The sequence below is a fragment of the Candidatus Neomarinimicrobiota bacterium genome (genome assembly GCA_016784545.1).
Classification (GTDB): domain Bacteria; phylum Fidelibacterota; class UBA8477; order UBA8477; family JABMPR01; genus JABMPR01.
On sequence record JADHUM010000019.1, the window covers coordinates 1 to 20,905 of the forward strand.

Annotated in this window: 20 protein-coding genes; 17 read left to right on the forward strand and 3 right to left on the reverse strand. The window is 44.8% G+C overall.

From position 1 onward, the window contains the following. Nucleotides 1–226 precede the first annotated feature (226 nt). The 16 genes from ISR87_05845 (at nt 227) to ISR87_05920 (ending at nt 18,209) form a co-directional block, all read left to right on the forward strand. Entirely contained in the window at nt 227–1,546 is a 1,320-nt protein-coding gene (locus ISR87_05845; protein ID MBL7024961.1) for an NCS2 family permease, read from the forward strand. Nucleotides 1,547–1,819: 273 nt separating this feature from the next. Then, nucleotides 1,820–2,239 (forward strand): prepilin-type N-terminal cleavage/methylation domain-containing protein, encoded by a 420-nt coding sequence (locus ISR87_05850; protein ID MBL7024962.1) that lies wholly within the window; start codon nt 1,820–1,822, stop codon nt 2,237–2,239. 5 nt (nt 2,240–2,244) lie between these two features. Next, nucleotides 2,245–3,303 carry a type IV pilus twitching motility protein PilT gene (locus tag ISR87_05855; GenBank protein ID MBL7024963.1) on the forward strand — a complete coding sequence of 353 codons (1,059 nt, stop codon included), beginning with the start codon at nt 2,245–2,247 and terminating at the stop codon, nt 3,301–3,303. Then, entirely contained in the window at nt 3,304–3,786 is a 483-nt protein-coding gene (locus ISR87_05860) for a type II secretion system protein (GenBank protein MBL7024964.1), read from the forward strand. It abuts the gene before it with no gap. After that, a complete protein-coding gene (locus ISR87_05865) occupies nt 3,786–4,394 on the forward strand; it encodes a prepilin-type N-terminal cleavage/methylation domain-containing protein (protein MBL7024965.1) in 609 nt (202 codons plus the stop codon). Before ISR87_05860 ends, ISR87_05865 begins: the two co-directional genes overlap by 1 nt. Continuing rightward, a complete protein-coding gene (locus ISR87_05870) occupies nt 4,391–6,169 on the forward strand; it encodes a hypothetical protein (GenBank protein MBL7024966.1) in 1,779 nt (592 codons plus the stop codon). The genes ISR87_05865 and ISR87_05870 overlap by 4 nt, the downstream gene beginning before the upstream one ends. Beyond that, nucleotides 6,166–7,227, forward strand: coding sequence for a type IV pilus assembly protein PilM (gene pilM, locus ISR87_05875; protein ID MBL7024967.1), 1,062 nt, complete (start codon nt 6,166–6,168; stop codon nt 7,225–7,227). Before ISR87_05870 ends, pilM begins: the two co-directional genes overlap by 4 nt. 84 nt (nt 7,228–7,311) lie before the next feature. Continuing rightward, nucleotides 7,312–7,923: a PilN domain-containing protein gene (locus ISR87_05880; GenBank protein MBL7024968.1), complete on the forward strand. Its 612-nt coding sequence runs from the start codon at nt 7,312–7,314 to the stop codon at nt 7,921–7,923. Then, a complete protein-coding gene (pilO, locus tag ISR87_05885) occupies nt 7,923–8,480 on the forward strand; it encodes a type 4a pilus biogenesis protein PilO (GenBank protein ID MBL7024969.1) in 558 nt (185 codons plus the stop codon). Before ISR87_05880 ends, pilO begins: the two co-directional genes overlap by 1 nt. Further along, nucleotides 8,480–9,037 carry a hypothetical protein gene (locus tag ISR87_05890; protein MBL7024970.1) on the forward strand — a complete coding sequence of 186 codons (558 nt, stop codon included), beginning with the start codon at nt 8,480–8,482 and terminating at the stop codon, nt 9,035–9,037. Before pilO ends, ISR87_05890 begins: the two co-directional genes overlap by 1 nt. Beyond that, on the forward strand, nt 9,037–10,464 hold the full coding sequence (locus ISR87_05895) for a hypothetical protein (protein ID MBL7024971.1): 1,428 nt from the start codon (nt 9,037–9,039) through the stop codon (nt 10,462–10,464). The genes ISR87_05890 and ISR87_05895 overlap by 1 nt, the downstream gene beginning before the upstream one ends. A gap of 28 nt (nt 10,465–10,492) precedes the next feature. Then, a complete protein-coding gene (locus ISR87_05900; GenBank protein ID MBL7024972.1) occupies nt 10,493–13,057 on the forward strand; it encodes a hypothetical protein in 2,565 nt (854 codons plus the stop codon). A gap of 20 nt (nt 13,058–13,077) precedes the next feature. Then, nucleotides 13,078–14,784: a Flp pilus assembly complex ATPase component TadA gene (gene tadA / locus ISR87_05905; GenBank protein ID MBL7024973.1), complete on the forward strand. Its 1,707-nt coding sequence runs from the start codon at nt 13,078–13,080 to the stop codon at nt 14,782–14,784. Continuing rightward, entirely contained in the window at nt 14,785–15,999 is a 1,215-nt protein-coding gene (locus ISR87_05910; GenBank protein ID MBL7024974.1) for a type II secretion system F family protein, read from the forward strand. Nucleotides 16,000–16,017: 18 nt separating this feature from the next. Next, on the forward strand, nt 16,018–16,797 hold the full coding sequence (locus ISR87_05915) for a prepilin peptidase (protein MBL7024975.1): 780 nt from the start codon (nt 16,018–16,020) through the stop codon (nt 16,795–16,797). 80 nt (nt 16,798–16,877) lie between these two features. After that, nucleotides 16,878–18,209, forward strand: a complete 1,332-nt coding sequence (locus ISR87_05920) for an aminotransferase class III-fold pyridoxal phosphate-dependent enzyme (GenBank protein MBL7024976.1) — start codon at nt 16,878–16,880, stop codon at nt 18,207–18,209. A 182-nt stretch (nt 18,210–18,391) separates the two neighbouring features. On the opposite strand, the gene ISR87_05925 is transcribed toward ISR87_05920, so the two are convergent. Both ISR87_05925 and ISR87_05930 read right to left on the reverse strand, forming a co-directional pair. Next, entirely contained in the window at nt 18,392–18,940 is a 549-nt protein-coding gene (locus tag ISR87_05925; protein MBL7024977.1) for a dihydrofolate reductase, read from the reverse strand. Between the two features lie 10 nt (nt 18,941–18,950). Next, nucleotides 18,951–19,403 (reverse strand): DUF2269 family protein, encoded by a 453-nt coding sequence (locus ISR87_05930; GenBank protein ID MBL7024978.1) that lies wholly within the window; start codon nt 19,401–19,403, stop codon nt 18,951–18,953. Between the two features lie 67 nt (nt 19,404–19,470). On the opposite strand from ISR87_05930, the gene ISR87_05935 reads away from it, so the two are divergent. Next, nucleotides 19,471–19,623, forward strand: a complete 153-nt coding sequence (locus ISR87_05935; GenBank protein MBL7024979.1) for a hypothetical protein — start codon at nt 19,471–19,473, stop codon at nt 19,621–19,623. A gap of 19 nt (nt 19,624–19,642) precedes the next feature. Here the strand turns inward: ISR87_05935 and ftsZ are convergent, their stop codons facing one another. Next, the gene (ftsZ, locus tag ISR87_05940) at nt 19,643–20,890 is read right to left on the reverse strand and encodes a cell division protein FtsZ (GenBank protein ID MBL7024980.1); all 1,248 of its coding nucleotides are present in this window, start codon (nt 20,888–20,890) and stop codon (nt 19,643–19,645) included. Nucleotides 20,891–20,905: the final 15 nt, after the last annotated feature.

Here is a 20,905-nt window from a genome sequence, read left to right on the forward strand (position 1 = left end):
TTTACAATTAATAACAAGAATAAATACAACTTATCTAGTTTATTATCAAAAGGTTACGCATGATCTGTCTAGTCGCGGGATCGAAACCCTAACTAAGTATCCTCTATTGGACCCCCGTTTTCACACAGCCTCTTAAGTCTGGTGTTAGCCGACCAAGACCATAATTGCCTCACTCCCGAAACTTGTTAAACTAGAAAGCTCACAAAAAAAATCAGGGAGAAAAAGCATGTTGCAGAATTTTCGATTGGAAGCATTGGGAAGTGATGTCAAAACAGAAGTGATTGCGGGTATTACCAGTTTTCTGGCAACTATGTACATTATAGTGGTTAATCCGGCCATCTTAAGCGCGACAGGAATGTCATTCACTGCCGTGTTAACAGCTACCGTATTGGTTAGTGCTTTTAGTTCAATCGCCATGGGTATCTATGCCAACAATCCCATTCTACTGGCTCCAGGTATGGGCATCAACGCCTTTTTTACCTATGGGATTGTTCTGGGAATGGGAATCCCCTGGGAAACAGCACTTGGAGCGGTCTTCCTTTCAGGAATCGTGTTTCTCCTGCTCTCCATATTTAATATTCGTACCATGATCGTCCATGCCATCCCCACACAATTAAGATATGCCATTGCAGCGGGTATTGGTCTATTCATAACCTTTATCGGTTTCAAAAATGCCAGTTTTATTGTTGCCAATCCGGCCACCCTGGTAGGTCTTGGGGAACTGACCCCAGCGGTTATTACCTTTTTAATTGGCTTGCTGGTAACCTCCGCACTCGTGGTGGCCCGCTACAAGGGTGCCCTCATCATTGGGATCATCGCTACGACCCTCATGGCGATTCCCATTGGCCGCTGGTGGGGAGATGCCAGCGCTATCAATTTCGGAACTCCCACCCTGGTCAGTTTCAATGGCATTTTTGCTGCTCCAGACTTTTCTCTGATTTTTGCCCTGGATCTCGTTGGGGCGATGAAATTTGCCATGATCCCTGTTATTTTTGCTTTTCTATTTACAGATATGTTTGATAGTATTTCCACATTTGTAGGCGTGGCTGAGGCCGGAAATCTGAAAACCAATGATGGAGAGCCTCGTAACATCAAAGAATCACTAATTGTAGATGGATTCTCTACGACCATCTCAGGCTTATTGGGCACCAGCTCTGGAACGAGTTATATCGAATCAGCAACGGGTATAGAAGAGGGGGGAAGAAGTGGATTGACCGCCCTGGTTGCCGGGCTGTTATTTCTACCCTTTATGTTTTTGTCACCTTTGCTTTCCATTATCCCCAGCATCGCCACGGCTCCAGCCCTGGTATTGGTAGGCGTATTTATGATGAAACCGGTTCGGAAGATTTTGTGGAGCGAAATGGACAATGCCATCCCTGCCTTCATTGCCATGCTACTCATCCCGCTGACATTCAGTATTACACAGGGAATCATCTGGGGTTTTCTGAGTTGGACATTTATCAAAGTAATCCATGGCAAGCGGGATGAGGTTTCTCCCATGTTGTGGGGGATTGATGTTTTTGCCATACTGGCCCTGATCGCTTGATTCCAGGCTTTAGGGAAGGGTCCTTAAACACGATGTATTGCAGGTTGGATGCAGCCATTATTGGGGCTCACCACCTGCATTAATCTAGTTAATCAAACTCAAAAGCAGACTAATCCCATACCATATGGGAAAGTCTGCTTTTGCTTCGTGTGATATATATCAAAATTCTGTTATCATTTCTTTATCCTGTACGAATTGAATGTCCTTAATCCCGCATGTATCTTGCGCCGCTAAAACGAGTTCAAGAGCATTATAATTTTTTAAGGAGAGAAGATGAAACAGAACCTGAGAACCCGGGAATCCGGCTTTACCCTTATTGAGGTGTTGGTCGTTGTTATTATTGTTGCCATTCTGGCTGCGGTAGCTTTCCCGATCTACCAAAACTACGTGAAAGGTGCCTATGCATCTGATGCTCAGTCAGCCATTGGTTCGATCTGGAATGCTGCCCAAATGTATTACCAGGACAGAGGAGAATGGCCAGATGATGTTGAAGGACAACTTGAGCCAAAATACATCCAGATGAAAAATGCAACCAAACGCCAGTGGGTTTTCACAATTATTGGTGGTGGTGATGGTATCTCTGAAATCACAGCCTTAAGTACAGAAGAAATGAAGCAGGGTGCTGGCCACGAAGTTCGCTATACAACTGATGATGGTAAATTCACCGGTTACGGTTTCGACGAAGAAGAATAAGCCACATGGCTTCTAAGATAGACCAATTGCTTGGTTATTCCCTTGAAAGTGGATCTTCGGATTTACATTTGAGTGTAGGTGCAATTCCCATGGTTCGAATTAACGGCACCATGCGGAAACTCAATCTACCCCTCCTGAGCAAAGAAGAGATGGACCTGATTGCCTCCGAGGTCATGAATGATGATCAACAAAAACGGTTTCATGCGAGGAAGGAAATAGATTTTTCGCGAGAGCTTGAGGGGAGAGGCCGATTTAGAGTAAACTTCTTTAAGCAGATTCGGGGTATTGCCGGCGTATTCAGAACCATCCCAACAGATATCAAAGGCTTTGATGAGTTGGATGTTCCCCCGGTTCTCGCCAAGCTGGCTATGAAAGATAGAGGGTTGATTCTCCTGACTGGTCCAACAGGATCTGGAAAATCAACAACACTTGCGGCCATGGTGGATCATATCAATGAGCACCGTGAAGCCCACATTATCACCATTGAGGATCCAGTCGAGTATTATCATGAGAGTAAAAACTGTCTGGTGAATCAGCGCGAGCTGGGAATTTCCACAGATAGTTTTGCCAATGCCCTCCGATCTGCTTTGCGTGAAGATCCCGATGTGATTCTGGTAGGTGAGATGCGCGACCTTGAGACCATTCAGCTGGCTTTGACAGCTGCTGAGACCGGTCACCTTGTCATGTCTACACTCCATACATCAAGTGCCTCCAAAACCATCGATCGTATTATAGATATTTTTCCTGTGGCCCAGAAGGGACAGGTACGCTCCATGCTTTCAGAAAGTCTCGTGGCAGTTATTGCCCAGAAACTTTTAAAAACCAAGGACGAGAAGGGTCGTGTCCCTGCTTGTGAAATCATGATCGCGAATTCAGCAGTCCGAAATCTCATACGTGAAGATAAAATATATCAGATTCCATCTGTGATTCAGGCTGGTGGAGTTGATGGTATGCAGACATTGGACCAGGACTTGCAGCGTTTAGTAAGCGCGGGCAAAATAACTCGCGCTGCAGCAGCCCAGATTGCAGATAATCCCAAGTTATTCGAACAGGGGATTCTATAAATGAAACAGAAGCGGCAGACATGGGTCACGAGAAATTCTCCTGGCTTTACCCTCATCGAGGTGATGGTGGGTATTCTTATCATGGCTGCCACTTCTGCTACCATGTTTTATGGTGTCAACTATGCTCGGGCTGAAGCTCGGAAAATTATCATACAGCAAAGAGCTCTGGAAGAACTCCGATCTCAGATGGATTACTGGATCGTGAGATTGTTAGATGGTCAGATGACGGATCACGAGAAATTAGGTGATTTGCGTGGGGCTGATGTGATTCTTTACAATCCGGATTCTGATGACAATCTGGATGGTGAGTACTTTAGTGCCAAAATATTTAGAGAACCTACCTTCAAACAGTATACAGTGCATGATTTAGATGACAGCCCATACTATGAACTTGAGATGTATATCCGCTGGTGGGATCATTTAGGAGACATGCAAGAACGCACGGAGTTACGGATGAGTCTCACCGTATTTACCACCTTCTGATGAAGCCTTTAACCTTACTTAAACGTTCGGCAGGCCTGACGCTTATCGAACTGGTTACTGCCATGGTTATTTCTTCCCTTGGCGTGTTAGCCGTTGGTACTGGAATAACATCAATCGTTGGTTTCTATCAGGATGATTGGGTAACAAAGGGTGCCCGCTTCTGGGGTTATGAATCCATGGATTATATCATAGAAAAAGTTGAAACAGCTGAGGTAGTCATTCGTCGAGCTTATCTTGCCAACTACGATAATTTGCTCATCACTCCCAAGGATGGCACACGCCAAATAAATATTCAGGGTAACAAATATGATGGTCTAACCGTTAATGGACAGCCCATGCTGGAGTATGCTGATTTCCCAGCTGAAGGTGTCTATCGAGATGAAGGGCAGCGCATTGTCGAGCTTAACAAATTCATCGTGACCGAGTTGACCGAGGTGGAGGAGTTCCAGAATATCTTTAATGGTAGACCCTATCTTAACAAATTGGCCAAAAGTCTCTGGCAAATCGAGATGATCATTTCTGTAACCACAAAATTTCAAGGGGAGTCTTCAGTAGAATATCTCACGTTTAAACGAATAGCCTGGGCCAAGGATAAATATTTCCGATGAGAACTTTTATAAAGAATCAGCATGGATTTATCGTTTTTCTGTCATTACTAATGGTCATGATCAGTTTGGGCTATACTGTGGGTTATCTCCACTTTGTTATGGGGGAGCGGATACTGTTCTCACAAAGATATGCCGAAACTCGAGCACGATACAATGCCATTTCAGGCCTTACTCCGATTAATGCTTTAATCAGAAGTCCCAATTATAACACAGATGCCGATACGACCCTGGATGATCAGGAGTTGGAGGAAATGGTAGGTGGCTTTAGGGATGTGACGGCCAGCATGGTTGAAAATCTGAGGACCCATCGCAGTGAACGTCATGGTCGAGCTACTGGATGGAGTACCTATAACAGTTTTGTGAACGAACCCATTGAGGTTGAATATACAATGGAAGTTAAATACCGAGCTCGTGGTTTTGAAGAGTTTATGTATTTGACCAACGAAGAAGCTCCTGGTGGGGGACCCTGGTTGGGAACCACAGTAAATTTTGGTTCAGGTGAAGTACTTGAGGGTCTGGTTTATTCAAATGATGATATCACCATGAGTAATTTTGGTTGTCCTCAATTCGTTGATTATGTGACTGACACAGAGTATGAACAGAGCCAGGTATATACTGCAGGTGTATTCAATCTGGGAAGTTGCAATGAGAATACCATTTTCGAGGGAATTCACAGGGATTCCATGCCAGAGATTGAGTGGCCCCCATATGAAGGGCAGGATCTGGTAAAATCCAAGGCAGACTACTTTTATGCCGGGAATGCCTTGATAAATGCACTTGACCCAGATCATGAAGATTTTCATATCATGACCAACATTTCATTCTCGCCGGGCCAGGTTGCCATAAAGCAGTGGGCGTATCAGATACCACCCCTAGAGGAACCGGCATCTGCAGCCCAGCAGGCTGATTTCGATGAAGAGATGAAAATGTACCATCCCGCACATTATCGGAATTCAAATGGTCTGGGACAGAATGTATATCGTGGTAATCTGGAATTTCAACACTTTGACTTCCCGCCACCTGCAGATCCAACGGAACTAATTGCAAACGATGTCCTTATAACATCTGAAGCTGTGATCTGGGTAGAGGGAGGGCAGGTGCAGGTCCAAACTGTTACAGGTGCACGTATTCGTGGTCGATACACTATTGCTACCTCAACACCACAACCCTACAAAATGGCCCATGACGATTCGACGCTTGCCGAATTAAACTGCAATATCTGGATTATGAATGATTTGCTGTATGAAGATTCACAGGCCAATGGCTACATACTGCCGGGGAATCCCAATCGGCTTGGATTATTGTCTGGTGGCAACATTATTGTGGCCAATACAGCAGTAAATGGAAAAAGGAATAGCGCTGCTGCTGCCGATGTGCGAATTAATGCTGCCATGATTGCCATGAATGAATCATTTATGATCCAATACTGGCAGAATAGCACGACGGGATACACTTTTCTGGACGGCGTTTCCATAAAGGGTGACAATCGAGGTACGCGCCCCCCATTTGTACCACCCACAGGAACAGCTGATATCCGGGGGGTTGTGATGATCTACGGTAGTGTGGTACAGGATAAGCGTGGTTATCTGAAGCGCAATTCACCGGCACCTGGAACGGGAGGATATAATATTACGCCAGGGATTGGTTATGAAAAAGATTATCACTATGACAGAAATTTACGCAAGTTTCCACCTCCAGAGTGGCCGGAAACCAAGAATTCAGACGGAAGCTCAAGTCTGGAACTATCAGGTATAGGAGAATATTTAGGCGAATGAGTATTGGAATTGACATTGGTCGTTATCAGATCAAAATCGTACAGCTTCAAAAAACGCCAAAGGGGTATACGCTGCAAAATTTTGGAACCGAGCCAGTATTCGACTCGAAGCGTGATTATGACCCGGAACGTCTCGATGAAGACACAATTATTGCTGCTGCAGAACGCTTACTGGGTCGCATGAAGATCAACCCTCGCCGCGCCAAGCTGGTGACCACAGGGTTAAGTAACCAACAATCCAGCATCCGTCAGATGAAGATGATGAATACGGATGATGAGGATGAATTGGCGTCTGCTCTCCAGTTTGAGGCTCGCAAGCATATCATCATGGATGGCACGGATGCTCTCATGGATTTTCAAATCCTGGGAGAGGATATCAAGGAGATGGACAAACTCAATGTACTCCTGGTTGCCTCCACTCAGAAAAATCTTGAGAGTCACCTGAGAATGATTAAAAATTTCGGGTTTAGACCAGGAATTGTCGATACCGAGGCTGTAGCCATGGCCAACTCCTATGTGATTGAACATGGATTACCTGAAGATGGCGCCAATGTATTTTTAAATATTGGAGCCGTTTCTTCTACCCTGGTTGTCTGGGGCCGGCAGGCACCATTCTTTACCAGAGATATTCAGATCGGTGGGCATCATTTTACCAAGGAATTGGTTGAGAAAAAGGAAATCACCTATCAGGAAGCTGAAAAGATCAAATGTGATCCTAATTTCGATGAACTCACGTTGAAGGTTGCAGGTGGTGAGCAGAAAGATTTTACAGTCAGTGTGGCCGAACATACCATTTACGACAATCTTGTGGATGAAATTCGCAGATCCCTGCGTTTTTATATTAAGGAAAGTAATGAAAGTTATTTTCACAAAATTTTGTTGGTAGGCGCATCCACCAGCATAAAAGACCTGGATGCTTTTATTGCAAACCGCTTGAACGTACCAGCGGAAGTGTACAACCCCACTGCTCAATTGCATCACGATATGCATAAGGATATCACTGATCCCGGCGCATATGCTGTGGCAGTCGGGTACGCTATGCGTGGACTGCTGGAATAACAGCGTTATACAAGTCGAAATTACGAATACACATCCATCATTGTGAAATACTAAAAAGCATTTTGAAGCTCATGTCGAGGAATCATGATTAACGTAATTAAAATCAATTTAAACCAAGCATCCAGCAAAGCAGCCCGTCTGGAAAAACGTCGTGAACAGACACGATGGAGTGCCTTTGGCTTCGTTGTACTGATCCTGGTTGCAGGTTTTGCATACCTGCTTGTTGAAAACTCCCAGTATGCCCAAATTATCGAAGAAAAAGAATCACAGATCGCATCTATCCAGGCACAAATAGATACCTTAAAGCAAGAAGGCCGTAACCTGGCCAAAGATGATATTCTCGCCATGTCAGAGCTCTCGGATAGACGCACCATCTGGGCTGAGAAACTCAACGCTCTGGGACGCTTAATGCCCCATGATATGGCAATTACGCATCTCACCTTTAAAGATCGTTATCTAACCATAGCCGGTGTTTCTCGAATTTACCCGGATGAACGTGAATTTGACATTCTTGAAGAGTTCATTGCCAGATTAGAGAATGATCAGATATTTTCAGAAGATTTTACCGATATCAAATTTGCCAGTTATTCAAGGATGACCATTCTGAATCAGGATGTGGTCAACTTTGAAGTCCGGGCCACTCTGGACATTCCTGACCCCAAAGATCGTAAAAAAGATATGGGGAGGAGAAGCTGATGAGACGTGTACACATTTTAGCTGGGATAATATTCGTCCTGGCTCTTGCCTTCTATTATACGGTAAACTGGGTGTATGGCGACAAACCGGCAGATATCCGCTATCTGGACAAACAAATTGAAAAACTTAATGAGAGCTTGATAACCGCTCAAATTCTATCCAATGAATTAGATCGCGTATATAACCTTTTTGAGGAAAACCTGGCTGAAAGCAAGTCAGATGAAGTGACGGAAGATGCTTCAATGGCGTTTCTCAATTCATTGACCATGACCCTGGATAGTCTGGGTATTACGACCATTTATATGCGACCAAAGCCCCGCATTACGGGTAGAATCAGTGTGGAAACACCCTATGATTTGGAAATTCGCTGCAATTTCAAACAATTTGGCGTTTTGATGGCCAAGCTTGAGAGTTCCATGCGATTGATTCAAGTAAATGAATTCCATGTGAAGAACGGAATAGAGCGTCTCAAGAATACCAAGGACGAACGCATCCTTTCAGAACAGAATATTGAGCTGAAAATTTCGACACTAACCCTATTGAAAGGTAAGAAATAATGGATAGACGTACACGCTTCTTCTGGTCTCTTACCATCATGGCAGGTGTCATAATCTTTGGAGTGGAGGTCTATGCCTTGAGTGGTATCCGCGCTGATCGTGAGGATATTCTGGCAGATGCTGCAAATATTAGTATTGGTACCGACGAGGAGTTGGAAAGAGTTATTGGTGAATTAGAAACTGAGTTAGAGCAGAGAGCCTCCTTCAAATTTACACTTAAGAATAATCCCATGAAATTGAACAAGGTCGTATTCCTGACTGACGAAATGGGACGTTTGATTCAAAGTATGCAGGCCAACACCATTCGAGTAAGTGGCTTGTATATGAATTTTGATCCTCCCCGTGCTACTGTTGAATTCCAACAGAAGGAGAGTCAGGTAAAGGTAGGGGATATGATAGGGAAGTATAAAATTTTACGAATTACTGAAAATGGCGTTGTTGCTTACCGAGAGGGTAAATCAAAATTTTATCCCCTCCAGGGAAGGACGGTTACTGCTGATGCAGCCCGGAATTCGACGCGAGGTCCACAATTTGATGATGAAGAGGAAACCTATTAATGAAAACGAGTAGATATATTCTGGCCAGCATAATTACGCTGCTACTGGCAACCCTAGGTATGGCCCAGGATGCAGAACAGAAATTGATTACCATTCACGCTGAAGATGCCCATCTCCCAACGGTTCTTTCAATACTTGCTGATGAGAGTGGCTATAATATCGTTACCAGCCCCGAAGTAAACAGCCAGGATAGAATTTCAGTTCACATGGATGATGTGCCAATTGAACAAGCTGTCAACCTGGTAGTTCGAGCTGCTGGATTGAGCTATGAGCTGGTGGGCAAATCTTTCCTCGTCGCCACAGCCGATCGCCTCTCAGAAGAAATTGGTGGGAAGGCCTATGTCATTCCTCTTCAATATGCTGATGCTTCTGAAGTAAAGAATATCCTCCACGATATTACTGATAAAGTCGAAGTGGATCAGGGGGGCAACAAACTATTGGTCCACACCAGCCCCAAAAGCATATCTGAGATTATGGAAATTATTGCCAGCATTGATGTCCCGGTTTTACAGATCAAGTTGGAAGCCAGAATCATAGAAGTGACACTTTCCGGTGATAATCGAGTAGGTGTTGATTGGTCACGGTTGGCCCAGATTACAACCATCGTTGCTGAAAATGCTGCCCCAACGCTGGCCCAAATTGGTGGATCCCTGGTTCCAGGTATGTCCCAGCAGAGTCAGTCTGATGGATCAGTTATTGAACAATACAGTGCCCTGCCAAGCGGACGGGCACCAGATAACATGTATTTCCAGAGAATAGACCCTTCCAACTCAATCGGGTTTAGTCGTCAACTCTCAGCTTTTGATATTACTCTTGATATGTTACTCAAGAACAATGAGGCTGAGATTCTGGCCAATTCATCTGTTGTGACCCTGAATGGTCGTGAGGCCTACATTCAGATGGTTGATGTGATTCCTTACATCCTCTCCAGCGGTGGTGTAGGTGGTCAGGTTCAGGTTCAACGTGAGATTGTTGGTATCAAATTGCATGTGAAACCGAATGTCAACAGCGATGGATTTATTACTGCCACTGTAACCCCTGAAATTTCAAATTTTTATGATTTCGTCGGACCTGAGCGAAATATTCCCTGGGTTCAAAAAAGAATTTCAACGACTACCGTTCGGGTGCCTGATGGCGAGCCTATCATCATTGCTGGTTTATTGGCTGTAGATCGCAAGAAAATTACTCACACGGTTCCAATTCTTGGTAAACTCCCATATATCGGTCGATTTTTCCAACATGAATTTGAGCAGGAGACAAAAAAAGATCTGATCATCGAAATCACTCCCCATATCATTAGGGATACCTACACTGGCATCAAAAAAACTGATCGGATGCTGGAATTAGAGGACATGTACATTAACACTGAGGATGCTGAACAAGATGAAACTCAAGTTATTGAGGAGGTTCCGGTTGAAAAGGAATAACTCAAGGCTTTTTGGAGGAGGATTGAATATGAAAAGTAATTTATTCAAAATTATGGGCACACTTGCCATGGCAGCATTCGTCCTGGTCAGTTGTGATGTAAGAGTCCCTGATGACCCTGAAAAGGTGGAGATCGAGTATAATCTCAATTTGAGTTCAGATCGAGCTGTGATTTATGCAGATAATGGCAAGACGGTTGCAAAAATAACTGCCATTCTCACCAACGCCGTCAATGAGCCCCAGGAAGGGGCCACCATCGTGTTCTCAGCGCTGACTGGAGCAATAGCATCAAACATCGCTACCAACTCATCTGGTCAGGCTGTAGCCACTTTTGATGATAAGGGTCAAGCCGCTTCAAATGTGAAAATTGTTGCCAGGTATACGGATAGCAATAGTAATACAGTACGAGATACTGTGATTATAGATGTTTTGCCCATGGAAGATCTGGTTTCTTCATTTTTCGCAACGACCATACCCACATCTGGTGAAGTAAAAGTATTCAAAACGGATTCCACTTACACAGCTACTATCAATGCCAATGTGCGTGATAGTCTCGGTGTGGCAGTCAAGAATGTGCTGGTAAATTATCGCATATTGGAAGGCTCTACTGTTGGCTATCTGAATGCTGCCTCTGACTCCACCAATGCGATTGGAACCAGTCATGTCACCTTTACCAATAATGAAGGACAAATTGGCAATGTCGTCGTTGAGGCTTCAGTAACAACTTTGGCCATGGAATCTTTGATGAGGGATAATCATGGCGTCTATGAGTTTGGATCCCTCCTGAAGAGTTCACAGAATTCTGCTATTGCTTTTTCTGATACTGTATCCATCAATTATATTGCTGGTCAGGAATATTTTCTACAGCTGAATACATTAGACACAACCATATATGCAGATAATGGTGAAACGACCGCCCGAATCTATGCCATTGTGAAGGATGAGGACGATCAGGGTATTGATACCACAAAGGTCACCTTCTCAGCTTCTATTGGAACGATAAACTCACCCAAATTCACCAATGATGCTGGTGTTGCAGAAACTGTATTTTCAGATCTTGGTGCCCGTATTACAGAAGATGTGGTAGCGCGCATAGTTGCTAAAATCGAACACCCATTTTATGGCGTAATACGTGATACTGTGGAAGTCCTGGTTCGTGCAAATAATCCAAATCCACCTGAGAGAATCCCCTCGAGAATTGATCTGGTATCACAATGTGTGCAACTTCCATCTCTCACCAACCCGGATTGTATTGATGAATCCCTGTTAACAGCCACTGTCATGGATTCTTCTGGTTACCCGGTAGAGGCAAACACACTGGTCAGGTTTTCTACAGATATAGGATTTGTGACAGAATTTTCCACCACAAATGAAGATGGGGTTGCATTGTCCACCTTTAGCATCGGTGATTCTGCAGGAATTGCCACCATCAGAGCGAACGTTGGTGGTGTGAAAGACTCGACCTTAATTACAGTTCGACCAGGTTTGCCAACCTATATCATCATTCCACCCTCCACTCCAAATAAAATTGTTGTAGCAGGCGGTTTTGGTGTTGCCTCAACCACTATCCGGGCTGAGGTAAGAGATGCTCGCGGTGAATATGTAGATCAGCCCTATCCGGTGCAGTTTCAGTTGGGTCCAGCCATTCCCGCTGGCGCCAACCTTGATGGTATCGGTATTATCACTACCGTGCAATCAAACTATGGTGTGGCGAGTGTGACGCTGAACAGTGGCTCCCAATCAGGTCCTGTGCGTGTCACAGCCAGAGTTGTGCTTACCACAGGAACCATTTCAGCCACAGCAATTCCAGTTACCATTTCAGCTGGACCGCCAGCCTTTATTGATGTAGATATTGATATCAACCAGATTGAACCTATTGGCGGTGGTCAATATCAGGCAGAAATGGCCGCCAGAGTCTGGGATCAATACACAAATCCTGTTGAGGATTCGTCTCAGGTGTACTGGCATATTGAACCTGATAGTATTGCATCTGTCATTGGTGGATCACTAACCTATGGTGAAAACTTGAATGGTGATCAGTATCATGGAATAGCATGGTCCATGATTTACTGGAATTCTGATAGAACCTTTGACAATGTCAATGTCATTGCTCAGACTTATGGTGCCAATGGAGATACCATCCAGGGTTATGTGAATGCTGCAGAGGATAGTCTTTTGCTACTGCCTTTCTATCCCGGTGATTTGATTGTGATCCCATCAATGCAGTTCTATGATTTCCAGCCGGCCAATAATCCAAATCCATCCCAGGTTCCCGTGCTTTTGACTGCAGTTTTAACGGATTATTATAATAATGCCATCAAGAACGCACGCATCTTGTTTGGATCATTTGGTGCAGCTGCCTGGGATCCCCTTGATCCAGAGACGGGTATGCCTATCGTGAGAACGAACAATCAGGGTGTTGCTCAGATCACAGTTTTCTTTGATGCTGGCTTATGTACACCCAACTTTAATGCCGATAATTCAGTCAATTCTTACAATCCATTTACTGCACAGGTGTGGGGTACTCTCTTAGATCCGCAGAGTATTGGTAGTGAACAGTCCAGTATTCAGCTGGTCCGGACAATTCAGAATTAATAAAAGGGAAATCCATAGCAATGTTTAATCCCCAATTTCAGAAACTCGGTGACATCCTTATTCATGAGGCTGTGATTACTCAAGAGCAGCTTGATCAGGCCCTGGAGCGACAATCAACTACCAAGGAAAAACTCGGTAAACTACTCATTCGCATGGGTATGATTACTGAAACTGAACTGGTCAAGGTCTATGCTTTGCAGCTGGGTCATCCTGCTGTCTATGAAGAGGATTTGATGAAGGTGGACGGGAATATTGTCAACACCATCCCTGAAGATTTTGCCTATGAGAACATGTCCATCGTCCTGGGTAAATCAGAAACCACCGTTGTCGTTGCTATGGAAGATCCTGAAGATCTGGCGACAGTAGATTCAATCGAGAAATTAACTTCACTAAAAGTTGAAGTTGTAGTGGCAGGCGAAACGGCCCTCCAAAACGCCATTGAATATCACTATGGTAGAATTCGTCAAACTGATGAAGTTGACGCTGCCTTGTCAAATATTCAGGTGTTCTCTGGTGATGAAGATGACTCCGACATGGTTGACCTCAGTAAAGAGGGTATCAACGAAGAGGATGCACCTTTTGTCAAATTAGTGAACCTGATTCTCATTGAAGCTATCAAAGAACGTTCCACTGACGTCCATGTCGAACCTCAATCACATGTTGTGAATGTGAGAATCAGAATTGATGGTGTGTTGCAGAAGATTATGACACCACCCATCACCTCATTGAGTGGTATTACCACACGTATTAAAATTCTCTCAAACCTGGATATCGCAGAGCGACGTCTTCCACAGGATGGTCGTATGAGTATTCAGATGGGGGAGCGAGAGATTGATGTTCGTGTCTCTGTTTTGCCCACAGTACATGGTGAAAAGATCGTGATGCGTTTGCTGGATAAGGGTGGATTTAATCTTGATTTGACCACGCTTGGTTTTCATGCAAGAGAACTAAACATGTTTGGCCGTTGGATTCGCCAGCCCTACGGTATGGTTGTAATCTCTGGTCCTACAGGATCTGGTAAATCAACCACCTTATACGCCTCACTTAAGGAAATTAAAAGTGAAGGGACCAATATCACTACCGTTGAAGATCCTGTTGAATACCAGATGGATGGTATCAGTCAGGTTCAGATGCGGGAAAAAATCGGGCTCACCTTTGGGTCCACATTGAGATCAATTTTGCGTCAGGATCCAGATATTTTACTCATTGGTGAAATTCGTGATGAAGAAACAGCTGATATTGCCATCAAATTTGCTTTGACAGGTCACCTTGTGTTCAGCACGGTTCACGCCAATGATGCACCATCTACCATAACTCGTCTTATAGATATTGGTGTTCCACCCTTTCTGGTAGGTTCCAGTTTGAACCTGGTGATGGCTCAACGACTGGTTCGTAGCATATGTGTGAATTGCAAAGAGGAATACGTACCCACCAAAGAAGATTTGACTCGTCTTGGGCTGGAAAACGATGGTCACAAATACTTTCACGGCAAGGGGTGTGTCCAATGTCGTCAAACCGGCTACCGTGGTAGATCAGGTATTTTTGAAATGCTTGAAATGCGACAGGATATTAGAAAACTTGTGTTTGAAAATGCCAACCAGGAAGTCATTCGTGAAAAAGCCATTGAACATGGCATGGTATCCCTTCGTGAAGCTGGTATCCGAAAGCTGAGAGATGGTATAACCACATTTGAAGAAGTATTACGTTCAACAGTTGAGGATTTTTAAGTGGCTGAAATTGATGCAAAATTAGCCGAACAGCTAAAAAAGGGCGAACCAACTGCTGAAGAAGCTTTTGAGAAAATTGCAGCTGGTGGTAAAAAGAAAAAGAAAGCCGATATTCAGTGGGGAGATGAGTTCATTGAGGAACTCAGTTTATCCCTACAGAAATTAAAGACTCGCATCCCCTTAAAAAACCTGGTCTTTTTTACACGTCAGCTGGCAACGATGTTTGCTGCAGGATTGACACTTGAAAAATCGGTTACAAATCTTGCTGAGGAAGAACGTCATCCTGGTTTTAAAAAGACACTCACAAATGTTTCAGATGATATTCGCCGCGGATTGAGTCTCAGTGATGCCATGGAAAAACACCCCGCTACTTTTGACAATTTGTTTGTTGCACTTGTCAAGGCAGGCGAGGTCAGCGGTAGTCTACAGACCATTCTTGATCAACTCGCCTCCTATATTGAAGCCGTACACGATACAGCTCAAAAAGTAAAGTCAGCACTGTATTACCCCTTCATGGTTCTAGGCTTTCTGGTGGTCGTGGTGGTGGCGATGCTGGTTTATATTGTCCCCAGATTTAACGAAGTGTACCAATCCCTGGGCGCTGAATTACCTATTGCCACGCAGATGCTGGTGCGCATATCTGATGCAGTCGTTGAGAGCTGGGGTCAGGTTCTGTTTTTTCTGTTTGTAGGATTGGTGGCTGTCTGGATGATTGGTCTCACGCGGAGAGGAGGGTATCTGTTAGATACCTTCAAGCTCAACTTCCCTGTATTTGGCACCTTGATCAACTACAATATCTATAATAAGATGACCAAAACCCTGGGAATTCTATTGGGGGCTGGTGTTCCAGTTATTCCCTCCATGCGTTTAATTCAGAAAGTTGTTGATAATAGAGTTTATGCCAAGGCTGTGGGTACGGCAACTGAATACATCCGAGATGGTTATAATATCTCTGCGGCCTTCAGAATTACTGAAAAATTTCCATCCATCATGCTTCAGTTACTCTCCACAGGTGAGGAAACTGGAGAAATTGATACGCTCCTGGACAAGGCCTCGGATTTCTACGGCAAACAAGTTGATTCCATGGTAAACCGTATGACATCTCTTATCGAGCCCCTCATGATTATGTTTGTAGGTGGCATGATTCTCGTCATCCTGATTGTGACCTATTTGCCGGTGTTCTATATCGGTATGGCCATGAAGTCAGGTATGTAAGGAGTTAAGGTTTATCGAATGATCCCATCCACTAATATTCTGGTACTTAGTGTTGTGGTTGGGTTGGTTCTTGCTTCATCCCTCACACACATTTTTTCGATAATTTCTCAGGAGATATCCATTTTCTCCAAGAAACTGGTATGCGAGTCCTGCGGTGCATCTCAACCATATTTTCACCGGATTCCAATTATAGCCGCCTTTTACACCTCGGGGGTGTGTCCAGTTTGTGGTCATGAACCCCCACGCCTGTACGCATTTCTGGAGTTGCTCATCTTTGGATTCACGCTTTGGGCGTTTAGTGTCATGAAACCATTTCTGGCTTTCCAAATTAGTGCTCTTTTCTTTGCCCTGCTTGGCGTGACCTACATGGATTTGAAAAAATGGATTATCCCCAACGAGTTTGTGGTCTATATCATAGCCATTGGAGTATTAGGAGTCACAGGCAATACTGTGAATCTAATCGATTCCCTTCTGGGCCTAACCCTTGCCTCAATTGTTTCCCTTTTTATCATCCTACCACAACGCTTTGGTAGTGGCGATCAAACCCTGGCCCTGGGTGATGTGAAATTGTGTCTGGCCGTGGCGATATGGTTGGGGTGGATCCTATCGGCCTACGTATTATTTCTGGCCAGTTTACTGGCATTCATAACCTGGGTCTTCAGTGTAATTTTTAGAGGTTTTTCTGCTCAGCGCCGGGTCCCCTTTGGCCCATTTGTTGCCTTGTCAACCATGATCTTTGGAATTGGCCGGGTATTGGACCCCCAGTTTGTTACTCATTTGCTTACCTTCAGATTTTAAAATATCTTGAGCGAGTGAAACTTGCAGGGACAGGGTCTATCTGGCCCATTCTATACAAACAATAATGAGGAGTAATATAGATGAGTGACATCAGAATTTCAGGTTACGGTGACGATCTTACCATAAATGGTGTCCGGATTGGTGATCTCGGTCCCGCTGAACACGAAGCAATCGAATTGGAAAAGGGTGGTCAAAATTATGTGCCCCTGGAAAATGTCGTTGTGAGCCATGTTCAGGATAGTTCTACATTAATTTGTCGCAAACCAGATCCAGAGGGAATAAAGGCATATGTGGAAGAGGAATTATTAGACGGATTATGTTGTTATTCAGCTGTCAATCAGGGGCAACTTAACAAAACCATCGTGGATGCAGTTATTGCCCACCTCCGGGATGAGAAAATACCCACGGTTCCACGCTCAATCAGACATAAATATATGGCAGCCTTTCTCATGGCTGCTACTGCTGTCACCAAGATGGAGAAGGTTGTTCCAAAGGTCGCTGGGGTTGAAGCCCCTGAGCTCATGGCCAAACTGTCACGTCGCTGGGGTTATCGTGTCAAGGGCATCCCGGCCAATGAGGCTATCATTGTCGTTGCAGCAGAGAATTTCCATGGACGTTCATTATTTGCAGTTTCTGCTTCTACAGATCCTATGGCCAAGGACGATTTTGGTCCCTTTCTGCCCGGTATCGAGGTGGTTCCCTTTAATGATGCCGATGCCCTGGAGGCATTATTCAAGGAAAAGGGTCATAGAATTGCCTCATACATCGTAGAACCCATTCAGGGCGAAGCAGGTGTGATTTTACCCACAGCAGACTATCTGCCACGAGTTGCTGAGTTGTGTAAACAATACAATGTTCTATTCTGTGTAGATGAAGTACAAACTGGATTTGCCAGAACCGGTGCCCATTTTGCTCATATGCTCTATGACGTGCATCCTGATCTCATGGCCTGTGGAAAAGCAGCTGGTGGTGGGATTATGCCTGTATCTTTTGTAGCTGGTCGCAGGGATGTCATTGATGTGCTTACACCAGGTTCTGAAGGATCTACCTTTGGCGGTTTCCCACTGGCTTCAGTAACGGCTGTTTTTTCCATAAAAGCCATGATTGATGAAAAGCTGGCTGAGAATGCAAAAAATATGGGGGATAGACTACTAGCCCACTTTGAAAGTGTTCGGGCCGAGTTCCCCGATAAAATCAAAGAGGGCAGAGGAGCTGGACTGTTAACTGCTTTTGAAATGTTTGACAAACCTGGTCTGGATGGACATAAAGTCTCATTGAAATTGCTGGAGAATGGGATTTACGCCAAGGAAACCCATAAAACCACGGTTCGATTAGCTCCTGCTTTAACCATTACTGCTGCAGGTATCGACCATATAGGCGATTCCATTCGCAAGGTGATCAGAGAACTATAAAGAGTATAAATAACCTTCATAAGGTTTAATTCATAAGAGGAGGCTGTCCCAATATAGGGGTAGTCTCTTCTTGATTTATGAACCTGCCTACGCACATCTGCTTCGGCAAGGCAGGCAAGGAACACCGATTGAAGATTTAAGAAATTGAGCAAACTTCGGAATTCAAAAATGATGAGGCTAAGCTAAAAGGATGGCTTCCTTTTTTTGAAATGGGTTTGAACAAATCCATTGGGGTAGTTGGTGACACCCTCCACACCCCATAATTTCTCGTCCAGAGCTGCTTTAAACAGGCTGATACCGCTGCCCAACAGCACTGGGACCTGGGTGAGGATAATTTCGTCAATCAGTCCAGCCGCAAGAAATTGCTGAATCACATTCCCGCCATCCAGATAAATGTGCTTATCTCCTGCAGATTTGAATTGTTGAACCAGGGTCTCTGGTGATCCATGAGCAAATTCTATAGTGGCGCCATCTGGTAGAACTCGTGGAGCTGCTTGATGGGATAATACCATGACTGGTGTGTCACCATACGGCCAGCTCCCAAAGCTCAGAACCTGATTGAAGGTTGTGCGCCCCATTACCAATCTATCTACCGACTGCAGCAAGGCTCCAAAACCCATATCCTCGTCTGAATCCTCTGGGGGAGGCAGTTCATTGAGCCACTCCACACTGCCATCCTCATCTGCTATAAAACCATCCAGGCTGGTGGCCATAAATACGGTGATTTTCATTGGAGTTCCTTTAGACAGGACGGACGACCATGAGATAGAGTGCAATGAGAGGCAATACAGCAGCAACAATCCACAGAATGATCCACCATTTGTTCAATGTTTTATATCGAATACCGGCTTCTTTTATGGAATGGGATTCATTCAAAAGTCGCATCTGCTTACGCTGTATAGGCAATAATCCAGCGATCCAGATAAGGGCTGAAACGGTCAACAGAGCATAACTATGATAGATCCAGCTGTGTGCGCCTATGCCCCCAACTCCTGCAGCTAGCATATGACCAGTAACAGCAATGAGGATAATCCCGGGGATGGCAAATATAACATCGGTTCGTTGAATCAATTTGATCGAGAACTTATGAACTGCCTTATCATCCACGCCTTGAGCTAAGAGTCGCCACACCGCGCTGATTATGATATTTCCCAGGAAGAGGACAACCCCGAGAATGTGAAATACTTTTATCATGAAGAATAGTCTCCTTTCAAGCCGTGAAACTAGACGGCTCACGCTTTGATCACAAGATATTCAATTTATGGCTGTGATAATCCCGGCATTTCTTGAGACCGTGTGTGGGGCATTGCAGATGGTGGGAAAAGCCCTACTCCCAGGAGAGCAGGGCTTACGGGAAACGGAGGTGTATGACCCGACCTGGCGGGGTGGTGACCCGAGTCAACGGGCAGTCTGATCCTGAGATCAGAAACGCTTTATAACGTCATACCCTCTTGACGACGGATATAGGTAGGTACAGAGAGATCATCGCTAAAATGCATGATGACATCCTCTTTTTCTGATTGTTGACGCGCGAATGTAGGCACCTCCAATTTCTCACGATTTTCGAAGGTTTCCAGTCGTGGGGCAATCTTTGGCTCCACGAAGTTCTGGACTGGAGCTTCGATCACAATCTCTTCGGCAGAATTGGATGCAGCCATTGGAGCAGTTGGACGATATACTCTGGCAGGTTGGGTTTCTTTTCTATCGAATTTCAGATCTGAGTCATGATGAAAACCAGTGGCAATGACTGTCACTCTGAGCTCATCACCCATAGTCTCATCAATCACTGCACCCATGATGATATTGGCCTGATCACCGACTTCTTCAAAAATGAGGTTTGCTGCTTCATCAACTTCAAAGAGTGACATATTTGGACCACCCGTGATATTGATAAGCAGGCCTTGTGCTCCATTAATATTCGTATCATCCAGCAGAGGTGACGATATAGCGGTCTGAGCGGCCAATACAGCGCGTTCCTCACCAGAAGCTATGCCGGTGCCCATAATGGCATCGCCCATGCCTTCCATGGTCGTTTTGACATCTGCGTAGTCCAGGTTGATAAGACCTGGAACATTGATCAAATCAGAAATACCACGGGTAGCCTGAAGAAGTACTGAATCGGCTTCCAGAAAAGCATCGACCATGGTGGTGGTTCTCTCAACAATAGAGAGGAGTCTCTGATTTGGAATGACGATAAGGGTATCCAGGTATTGACGCAGATTCTCTACACCCTCTTTACCCCGTTTGGATCTTTGGGGACCTTCGCAGCGGAAGGGGGTTGTAACTATGCCGATGGTGAGGGCACCAATTTCCTTTGAAATCCGTGCAACAATCGGGGCAGCGCCTGTTCCCGTGCCGCCTCCCATACCTGCTGTAACAAAGACAAGATCGGATCCATCAAGAGCTGCTGCGATTGCCTGAGCATCTTCCTCAGCGGCAGCTTCACCTACATGGAGCTTTGCACCGGCTCCCAGACCTTTGGTAATGGTCTTGCCAATCTGGATTTTGACATCAGCTTTGCTGTTATCAAGAGCCTGAGCATCTGTATTTACGGCGATGAATTCCACGCCTGAAAGTTCTGAGTCGACCATTCGATCGATGGCATTGCTTCCAGCACCACCAACACCAATAACCCGGATCCGAGCTTTCTGTTCTTTTAAACTATCAAATTCAAACAACATGTTAGTATCCTCCGT